The organism is Mycobacterium sp., from assembly GCF_008709575.1.
Lineage (GTDB): Bacteria > Actinomycetota > Actinomycetes > Mycobacteriales > Mycobacteriaceae > Mycobacterium.
On the sequence record NZ_VYIK01000075.1, the window covers coordinates 1 to 9,060 of the forward strand.

The following is a 9,060-nucleotide window of genomic DNA, read 5'->3' on the forward strand; positions in this document are numbered from 1 at the left end:
GAACCACCGGATCCGGCGCTGCCGGCAGCCCCCTGGGAAGAGCCCGCACCGCCGTCGCCGCCGTCGCCGCCGTCGCCGCCGGCACCGCCGGTGCCGCCTGCTCCGCCGGGCACTCCGGGGTTATCGGCGTTGTCGGTGCCGGGCCCACCCTGGCCGCCGTTACCGCCCACAGCGCCGTTGCCGCCGTTCCCGCCTGTGCCCTGGTTGCCGCCGAGCCCTCCTTGGCCGCCGGCCCCGCCGGCCCCGCCGGCCCCGCCGTTGCCGCCTTGACCACCTGAACCGCCGCCGGTCACCCCCGCTTCAGCGTTGCCGCCGTCGCCGCCGTTGCCGCCAGATCCGCCGGCCCCGCCATTGCCGAATACCCCGCCATTACCGCCCTTACCGCCCGCGCCGCCGACACCACCGGCGCCACCGTCTTGGCCTGCCGGGTCCGCGGTATCCGCATAACCGGCCCCGCCGGCCCCGCCCTGGCCGCCGTCACCACCGACGCTGAACAGCCCGCCGTTACCGCCCTTGCCGCCGGGCCCGCCGCTGCCGCCGTCGGGATGCGTTGCGGTGCCGGCACCGCCGGCCCCGCCGTTGCCCCCGTTGCCGCCCTGACCGAAGAGGATTCCGCCGTTGCCGCCGTTGCCGCCAGCCTCACCGGCGCTGCCGTTGAGGCCGTCACTGCCGTTAGCGCCGTTGCCGCCGTCACCGAACAACAAGCCGGCATTGCCACCATTGGGGTCGGCTGCGGTTCCGGGCGCGCCGTTGCCGATCAAATACTGCCCCGACACCGAATTGATGAACTTGTCGATCTGCTGACCCAATGGGCTGTTGATCCAGGTCTCAGTATCGGTGTGTAAGGGCAGGTAGACGTACTGCGCGAACCACGAAGCGACCTGACTATGCACCGACGCATCCCGCGATGTTGCCACCGACATGGCGGCGTCCTCGCCGGCCGGATCAGCGGAGGGATTGATATCCGGCACGCCCACGACGGCCGTCAACGAATCCAGGCTTCTGGTGGGATCGAGACCCGCGAGGGCATCGGTCGGCCCCGGCGTGACCATCCCGAGCGGATCGATGATGGTATCGACAATGAGGTCGATGACGTCGGCCTTCGCTGGCGGCGCGATGGCCAGCGGGGTTGTGCCCCAAGCCAAAAACATCCCGGCAACCGTGCCAAAACCAACCGCACCACCATGGCGACGCGTCCGATTTGTACGTGTGTAGCGAATCTTTTGGGGGTAGCGGTGCCGGCGAACCATGTCTACGTGTGTATCGCGGTTAGTTCGCGAAAATTTAGACACTGCTCGATTGTTCTCGATTGTTCTCAATCGTCGTCTCAATCGTCGTCTCTATCGTCAACGTAGCGTGCGCGGCGCGCGGCGTTCGTCGAAACACCCAAGCTGGTAACAAAACCTACGTGACGGAGCTTCGTCCGCGCCCGGACCCACTGAAACGTCAGGAGATCTGCTGAATACCCGCGGTCACTGCGCCGGTGAGCCGGATCAGATCCTGCGGCGCCACCGCTACGTCCCAGCCGCGTCTACCGGCGCTGCAGTACACCCGGGCCCAGGCCAGGGCGTCGGCATCGACGACGGTCGGCAGCGGTCTGCGCTGGCCGAACGGCGAAACCGCCCCGACCGGATAGCCGGTCGCCCGCTGCGCGCTGGCCCGGTCGGCCATCTTCGCGCGCGACAGCCCCAACGCCGCGGCTGCGGCTTTCAACGACAACCGTGACGGTGCCGGAAGGACAGCGACCGCCAGCCCCTCGGGGGTGGCGAGGACGAGGGTCTTGTAGATCTGTTCGGGCGCGATGCCGTAGGCCGCGCTCAGCACCCGGACAGCCTCGTCGCCGAACGAGAGTTCCCGCGGATCGTGGCCGAACTTCACCACCTCGTAAGGCGTGCCGGCGGCGGCCAGCGCGGCCAGCGCCGGGGTCGGCGCGCCGGCCATCACGTTGTCGGGCGGTGGCCCGCTGCGCCCGGCTGCGTCGCGCTGGCGATCACCGCTACTGCGGCTGAACGTAGCCCGGCGGATTGGGGGACTCCACCCACAAATCGACCCCCAGCTCGCCACCCGGTGTGCAGTCGTACACCGACAGGTCACTCACCCCGGATTCCACCAACACGTCTTCGCACAGCACCGAGTTCCCGGTGTACTCGGTGGCCGGCTTGTTGAGGATGACATAGGCCGCGTCGGCATAGACCTCGGGTTTGCGGGCGCGTGCCATCGCCGCGTCGCCGCCGAGCAGGTTCTGCACGGCGGCCGTGGCGACCAGGGTGCGCGGCCACAAGGTGTTCGACGCGATGCCGTACTCACGCATCTCTTCGGCGATGCCCAGTGCACACAGCGTCATCCCGAACTTGGCCATCATGTAGGCCGTCGGCTTGAGCCACTTGGGTTCGAGCCGCACCGGCGGCGAAAGGGTCAGGATGTGCGGGTTCTCCCGGCCCTTCATATGGGGGATGCACGCTTGCGAGACCGCATAGGTGCCGCGCACTTGGATACCGTTCATCAGGTCGAAACGCTTCATCGGCACCTCGGTGATGGATCCGAGGTTGATTGCCGACGCGTTGTTCACGCAGATATCGATGCCCCCGAATTGCTCGACGGTCTGCGTCACCGCGGATGTGACGGAGTCCGGGTCACGCACATCGCCGACGATCGGCAAGGCCCGTCCGCCGGCTTCCTCGATCTCCTTGGCCGCGGTATAGACGGTGCCCGGCAGTTTGGGATGCGGTTGGGCGGTCTTGGCGATCAGCGCGATGTTCGCCCCGTCGCGCGCGGCCCGTTTGGCGATCGCCAGGCCGATTCCGCGGCTGGCCCCCGAGATGAACATGGTCTTGCCGGTCAAAGACATGGCGTCACACTAACTTGGCCCGCTTGCGGTGGGATAAGCGGCCTGAATCGGGCCGGAGCCGGCCGAACGGCCACGGGAAATAGCCCCATGGGCGATGCTGTTGATTGATGCGACTCGTGGTCGGTAGTGGCAGACCGGGTAGCCCGCGCAAGACAGTGTCAGTGACAGCCTTTAGATTGGGCAGAAGGGGAATCTGGTGTTGGCTGAGTGCCTGCAACGTCCGGTGTTGCCTGGCTTGTTCGGTGACACCGCGGCGGAAGGGACCTGGTTAACCACGATGACCGACAGCGATGCCGCGACCGGGCCGGAGATGCCTGAGCGTGCCCCGACGGCGGAGACGGACGAGGAGCTGACGGCGCGCTTCGAGCGCGAGGCGATTCCGCTGCTTGATCAACTTTACGGTGGCGCGCTGCGGCTGACCCGCAATCCGGCCGACGCCGAGGACCTGCTTCAGGAAACGATGGTCAAAGCCTATGCCGGATTCCGGTCGTTCAAGCCCGGCACCAATCTCAAGGCGTGGCTGTACCGCATTCTGACCAACACCTATATCAACAATTACCGTAAAAAGCAGCGGCAGCCGGCGCAGTACCCGACCGAGGAAATCACCGATTGGCAGTTGGCGGCGAACGCCGAGCACTCGCCGACGGGCCTGCGCTCGGCGGAAGTCGAGGCGCTTGAGGCTTTACCGGACACCGAAATCAAAGCAGCGCTGCAGGAGTTGCCGGAAGATTTCCGGATGGCGGTGTACTACGCGGACGTCGAGGGCTTTCCCTACAAGGAGATCGCCGAGATCATGAACACCCCGATCGGAACGGTGATGTCGCGGCTGCACCGTGGCCGGCGCCAACTGCGTGCCCTGTTGGCTAACGTGGCAAAGGAGCGGGGTTTTCTTCGCGATGACCAGGCGGCCGAGGAGGTGTCGTCGTGACCGACGTGTCTGGCGGGTCAAGCCCCGGCGCCGCCCACGATGACCGTGAAAAGGTCGACTGTGGGGAGGTGATCGCCGAGGTATGGACGCTGCTTGACGGCGAATGCACCGCCGAGACCCGGGCGAAGCTGCGCCGGCATCTCGAGGAATGTCCCGGATGCCTTCGGCGCTACGGGCTAGAGGAGCGGATCAAGGCGTTGATCGCCACCAAATGCCGGGGGGATAAGGCCCCGGAACGCCTGCGCGAGCGGCTACGACTGGAAATTAGCCGGACCACGATCATCCGCACTCAGACATCCTGGCCGTCTTGACCCTAGGCGTTCGGGCGCTTGCCGTGGTTTGCCTTGCTGTATTTGCGGTCGCGTTTTTTGCGGCCACGCTTGGCCATAACTGATCCTCCTCGCAGTTTGAGTGATGGATCAGTCTCTCACGTGTCCCGGCAACGCTCGTCATCGGCGGGCTGGGCGTGCATCACGGTCGCGGTGACCCGACCTGCTCCGACATTTCTCGTCAGGGGCGTGGGTCGTTAACGCCCTGGTTGGAGGTGGTCGTGTTAAAACGTGCCCCGGCTGAGCGGATCAGGGGATCGGCTGAATCGTCTACCAATTTCCGGCGTCGGACGTCCGAGTCTGCATCCAGGGCATCCAGGCGCCGCTCCCCGCGCTGCAGAATTCGATTGCGTCGCCCGCACCAAGAACGCCTGACCCGTTCCGGTCAGCGCCGCACCCGCAGCAACTGATACCGATCCCCGGCACCACGGCTTTTGCCGGCGTCGAACGACTCAGCCGCAGCGCCCGGTCAGACTACCGGTCCGGTATTCACCGGTAACAGAGGACTGATCAGTCTCGGCGACGGCGTGTTGGCATTGCCGGGGAACGCCGAGGCCTGGCCGGGTGTGGTGAGCGCGGGTGTTTGGCCGGGCAGTGTGGGGGTCTGGCCGGGTGTGGTGAGCGCGGGTGTTTGGCCGGGTGTCAGTCCGCTGGCGGCGGATCCTGGTGTCAGTCCGCTGGCGGCGGATCCTGGTGTCAGTCCGCTGGCGGCGGATCCGGGTGTCAGTCCGCTGGCGGCGGATCCGGGTGTCAGTCCGTCGGCAGCAGCGGAAGCAGGTGTCAGTAACGAGCCGGTGCCCGGCAAGATGTTATCCAGCATTGAGCTGAGCTTGCTTAACAGCCCGTTGGTGATAGTCGTCATCGTGCTCGGATCTACTCCCGCCGGCGCGGGTGCGGCCGGCACTGCCGCTGGAGCGGCCGCCGGTGGCGCACCGGTCGGCGCGGGTGCGGCCGGCACTGCCGCTGGAGCGGCCGCCGGTGGCGCTTCTGCCGGAGCGGGGGCCGGAACCGCATCATCGGCAGGTACGGGATCCGGCGGATCTGCCGCTGCAATCCCGGCGCCAATCCCGATAGCGGCGGTTGCGGCCAGTGCCAGTCCTGCACCGGTGACTAGGCGAGTTAGTGACTCGCAAGTCTTGCAGATTCCAAAAATGTTCGCAGACAACGGAATTACTCCTCAGTTCGACCATGGCACTTTATACTCTTCTGGCACTTAACTCACTCTGGCTACAATCCTGCTCAAGAGTCACAGCCAGAACACGACACGGTCACAGAAGGAACTCTATGGATTTGTTTACTAATCTTCGGATTTGCTTACCTGGGGAATCGTCGGCGCCGCCCCCCTCCTGACGCACTGATGACCGCTGGTTGTGGTTCGATTAGGCAACGGAATTTGGCAGGCGCAGGCTGGTTGATGAACGAGGTGATGATGGCCGAGGACATCCGCGCGGAGATCGTGGCCAGCGTGCTCGAAGTCCTGGTCAACGTGGGCGATCAGATCGCCGAGGGTGACACCCTGGTGTTGCTGGAGTCGATGAAGATGGAGATTCCGGTTTTGGCTGAAGTCGCTGGCACAGTCACCAAAGTAAGTGTGTCGGTCGGTGACGTGATCCAGGCCGGCGATCTGATCGCGGTGATCTCTTAGCCGTTGAACGCTTTGTAAAGGTGCGTCGGAAGTGATCGATGTCGACTCTCGGTGATCTGCTCGCCGAACATACCGTGTTGCCCGGCGACGCGGTAGACCATTTGCACGCGGTGGTCGGCGAGTGGCAGTTGCTGGCCGACCTGTCGTTTGCTGATTACCTGATGTGGGTGCGCCGCGACGACGGAGGGGTGGTGTGCGTGGCGCAATGTCGGCCGAATACCGCCTCGACCGGCATGGTCGGCGATGCCGTAGGCAAGGTTTTGGCCACCGAGGAGGCTCCGCTGATCGTCGCTGCGTTTGAAGCGGGCATGATCAGAAGCGAAAGCATCCCCCACCGTCGGTATTCGTGGCAGCAGACACCGCTGGACATCGCAGCCGTGCCCGTGCGACACAACGGGCGGGTCGTCGCAGTGCTGACCCGTCAAACCGCGGTGTCGTCCGCGCGCAAATCCAGCCCATTGGAGATGGCCTACCTCGATTGCGCGGAGAGTCTGGTCCACATGATCGCCGAGGGCACTTTCCCCAACCTCGGCGCGGTAACCGCGTCACGGTCTGGCCCGCGGGCCTGTGACGGGTTCATCCGACTCGACCCCGACGGGGTCGTCTGCTACGCCAGTCCGAACGCCATTTCGGCCTACCACCGGATGGGGTTGAGCGCCAAATTGGAAGGTCGATACCTAGTCGATGTCACGTGCCCGCTGCTCAGCGACCCGTTCGAGGCCGAGGATCTGGCCTATCACGTTCGCGACTCGTTGAGCGGCGGGGCAAGCGTACGGATGGAGGTCGACGCCGGTGGTGCCACCGTCCTGTTGCGAACAATTCCCTTGATGCTGCGCGGCTCTCCCGTCGGTGCCGCAGTGCTTCTCTGCGATGTCACCGAGGTGAAGAGCCGGGATCGTGCGTTGATGTCCAAGGACGCCACGATTCGGGAGATCCATCACCGGGTGAAAAACAACCTGCAGACCGTCGCGGCGCTGTTGCGCCTGCAGGCCCGCCGGACAGCCAATGTCGAGGCACGAGAATCCCTGCTCGAGTCGGTGCGCCGGGTGTCCTCGATAGCACTGGTTCACGACGCACTGTCGATGTCGGTAGACGAGCAAGTGAACCTCGACGAGGTCATCGATCGGATCCTGCCGATCATGAACGACGTTGCCGCCGTGGAAGCCCCGATCCGGATCGACCGGTTAGGGGAGCTGGGTGTGCTGGACTCTGACCGCGCCACCGCGCTGATCATGGTGATCACCGAGCTCGTGCAAAATGCGATCGAACACGCATTCGGGTGGTCTGCCGGAGCCTTCGATGCTTGCGAGGGCGGCTCGGTGACAATTCGTGCGGAGCGATCGTCGCGTTGGCTCGACATCGTGATTCACGACAATGGCCGCGGTTTGCCTGAGGGGTTCAGCGTCGACGAGTCCGATCGGCTCGGCCTGCAGATCGTGCGGACCCTGGTATCGGCGGAGTTGGACGGCTCGCTGCGTATGCTCAACGCCTCCGGGGGCGGCACCGATGTGATGTTACGGGTGCCGGTCGGTCGTCGACCCAGGGCCGCCCAGTGATGCGGCCCCGACACTGTCGGGGCCGCGGTGTTGGACCTGGTCTGACGCAACCACCGTCAGACGCCAGTGCGGGTCTTCGTCCGCGCGTTGCGCCGTTTCAGCGCGCGTCGCTCGTCTTCGCTCATTCCGCCCCACACGCCGGAGTCTTGGCCGGTGTTCAGCGCCCAGGACAGACATTCGGTGGTCACCGGGCAGCGGTTACAGACCAGTTTTGCGTCAGCGATCTGGGCGAGCGCCGGGCCACTGTTGCCTACCGGAAAAAACAGCTCCGGGTCTTCGTCGCGACAGACCGCCTTGTGGCGCCAATCCATACGTCGTTACTCCTCAACTATGTGCGCAGCAGTGCGCACCTGCGTTTTTCTTCGGCTGTTAACGCGGGCACAAGAAACGTCAGCACCCTTTGCACGCGGTGATTCGATCGTTTCATAGGCTCAACAGATGTCAATAGGGCATGTTCGCACGTGGGCAATCTCACTTTGACTTACTGTTACCGAAATCCTTACCCGGGTGTAATAGGATCGGCGGCGCATCGGCAGCATGACGACGTGTCGGCGGGCGTTAACCCACGTCAGACGAGGTTTTTAAGGGTGGGGCGACGACGTCCAACATCGCGGGAACCGCGCGAAACGTCATCTGCTGACGCTCGCCCAGGTAGTCGCCATCGAACTGGCTGGCGATTGGTGGGCCGGTGCAGGTAACCCGTACACAGGCCGCGTTGTCATCACGCACGAGTTGTCTGGCTTCCAACTTGGGTCGCTTGGAAAACATCTGTCGCACCAGCCGCAACGTGGGCACTACGCTCAGGCTCGTCGTCGCGAACACCCCCAGGCCTGCCTCGAAGGTGCAGTCGGGGTTGGTCCACACCGGCCGGTCGTTGGCGTAAGTCCACGGGTTGGAGTTGGAAACAAAAACGAAATGCACCCCCGATACCGGGTCGCGGCCGGGTAGGTGCAGCGTCAGAGTCGGATCTCGACGAGCGGCGGCCAACACCGCCGGTACGGCCGCGCGGATGTAACGGGCCGGGGTGACCTTTGAGCCCTTCGCGCGTTGGGCTTCGACAGCGCGGACCACCTCGGCGTCGACCCCCATCCCGGCGTTGAGTAACGCCCATCGCTCGCCGCAGTCGATGAGCCCGATGCGGCGCCATTTGTGCTGTCGGCCGTACTCATCGAGAAGCCCGATCAGCTGATTTGTGGCTTCAACCGGATCGATCGCAATTCCCAGAGAGCGCGCCAGCACGTTCGCCGAACCGCCCGGCACTATCGCCACCGCCGGGACGTGTTCGCGCGACGTTGCTCCCGGCGGTCCGAGCAGGCCGTTGGCCACATTGCTCACCGTGCCGTCGCCGGCATGCACGACGACGAGGTCAACGCCGTCCCGGGCGGCAGCCCGCGCGATCTCGCCGCCATGGCCGCGGTAGCGAGTGTGCTCGACAGTCAGTTGCAGACGGCTTTTGAGTGCGTGCGCGAGCAGGTCGCGCCCCGCGGCGGTGGTGGAAGTCGCGGTCGGGTTGACGATCAGCACGGCACGCATGAGGGCAAAGCTTAGGCGCGGTGACAGTGCCGGCTGCGAGGCGGTGTGAGCAGTAGCGGGTCGAAGTGATCCGCGGCGCGCGGCTTCGCCGCGCTGGCGATCACCACTGGCTTTTGCGGTGATGATCCGCGGCGCGCGGCTTCGCCGCGCTGGCGATCACCACTGGCTTTTGCGGTGATGATCCGCGGCGCGCGGCTTCGCCGCGCTGGCGATCACCACTA

General features: G+C 65.2%; 8 protein-coding genes and 1 pseudogene. 4 read left to right on the forward strand and 5 right to left on the reverse strand.

Annotation, left to right across the window (positions count from 1 at the left end):
- The 3 genes and pseudogenes from F6Q13_RS15070 to F6Q13_RS15080 form a co-directional block, all read right to left on the reverse strand.
- A pseudogene (locus tag F6Q13_RS15070) lies at positions 1-1,151 on the reverse strand (hypothetical protein); the annotation flags it as partial.
- Between the two features lie 295 nt (positions 1,152-1,446).
- Positions 1,447-1,941, reverse strand: a complete 495-nt coding sequence (locus F6Q13_RS15075; protein ID WP_293058047.1) for a YbaK/EbsC family protein — start codon at positions 1,939-1,941, stop codon at positions 1,447-1,449.
- 55 nt (positions 1,942-1,996) lie between these two features.
- A complete protein-coding gene (locus F6Q13_RS15080; protein WP_293058050.1) occupies positions 1,997-2,848 on the reverse strand; it encodes an NAD(P)-dependent oxidoreductase in 852 nt (283 codons plus the stop codon).
- A gap of 277 nt (positions 2,849-3,125) precedes the next feature.
- Here F6Q13_RS15080 and F6Q13_RS15085 point away from each other — a divergent pair, with 277 nt between their 5' ends.
- The 4 genes from F6Q13_RS15085 (at position 3,126) to F6Q13_RS15100 (ending at position 7,306) form a co-directional block, all read left to right on the forward strand.
- Positions 3,126-3,776, forward strand: coding sequence for a sigma-70 family RNA polymerase sigma factor (locus tag F6Q13_RS15085; protein WP_293058082.1), 651 nt, complete (start codon positions 3,126-3,128; stop codon positions 3,774-3,776).
- A gap of 5 nt (positions 3,777-3,781) precedes the next feature.
- On the forward strand, positions 3,782-4,087 hold the full coding sequence (gene rsrA / locus F6Q13_RS15090; RefSeq protein ID WP_293058085.1) for a mycothiol system anti-sigma-R factor: 306 nt from the start codon (positions 3,782-3,784) through the stop codon (positions 4,085-4,087).
- Between the two features lie 1,447 nt (positions 4,088-5,534).
- Positions 5,535-5,750 carry a biotin/lipoyl-binding carrier protein gene (locus F6Q13_RS15095; RefSeq protein WP_293058088.1) on the forward strand — a complete coding sequence of 72 codons (216 nt, stop codon included), beginning with the start codon at positions 5,535-5,537 and terminating at the stop codon, positions 5,748-5,750.
- Between the two features lie 38 nt (positions 5,751-5,788).
- Complete coding sequence (locus tag F6Q13_RS15100) at positions 5,789-7,306, forward strand: sensor histidine kinase (RefSeq protein ID WP_293058053.1); 1,518 nt, start codon at positions 5,789-5,791, stop codon at positions 7,304-7,306.
- Positions 7,307-7,362: 56 nt separating this feature from the next.
- On the opposite strand, the gene whiB1 is transcribed toward F6Q13_RS15100, so the two are convergent.
- Together whiB1 and F6Q13_RS15110 are read right to left on the reverse strand one after the other, a co-directional pair.
- On the reverse strand, positions 7,363-7,617 hold the full coding sequence (gene whiB1, locus F6Q13_RS15105) for a transcriptional regulator WhiB1 (protein ID WP_293058056.1): 255 nt from the start codon (positions 7,615-7,617) through the stop codon (positions 7,363-7,365).
- A 247-nt stretch (positions 7,618-7,864) separates the two neighbouring features.
- Entirely contained in the window at positions 7,865-8,839 is a 975-nt protein-coding gene (locus F6Q13_RS15110; protein ID WP_293058059.1) for a diacylglycerol kinase family protein, read from the reverse strand.
- Between the last annotated feature and the right edge of the window lie 221 nt (positions 8,840-9,060).

What these genes read in the sequence shown, in the direction of transcription:
- F6Q13_RS15080 (WP_293058050.1), bottom strand. Translation starts at nt 2,848, where the DNA reads ATGTCTTTGACCGGCAAGACCATGTTCATCTCGGGGGCCAGCCGCGGA.
- F6Q13_RS15095 (WP_293058088.1), top strand. Translation starts at nt 5,535, where the DNA reads ATGGCCGAGGACATCCGCGCGGAGATCGTGGCCAGCGTGCTCGAAGTC.
- F6Q13_RS15085 (WP_293058082.1), top strand. Translation starts at nt 3,126, where the DNA reads ATGACCGACAGCGATGCCGCGACCGGGCCGGAGATGCCTGAGCGTGCC.
- F6Q13_RS15110 (WP_293058059.1), bottom strand. Translation starts at nt 8,839, where the DNA reads ATGCGTGCCGTGCTGATCGTCAACCCGACCGCGACTTCCACCACCGCC.
- F6Q13_RS15075 (WP_293058047.1), bottom strand. Translation starts at nt 1,941, where the DNA reads ATGGCCGGCGCGCCGACCCCGGCGCTGGCCGCGCTGGCCGCCGCCGGC.
- F6Q13_RS15100 (WP_293058053.1), top strand. Translation starts at nt 5,789, where the DNA reads ATGTCGACTCTCGGTGATCTGCTCGCCGAACATACCGTGTTGCCCGGC.
- whiB1 (WP_293058056.1), bottom strand. Translation starts at nt 7,617, where the DNA reads ATGGATTGGCGCCACAAGGCGGTCTGTCGCGACGAAGACCCGGAGCTG.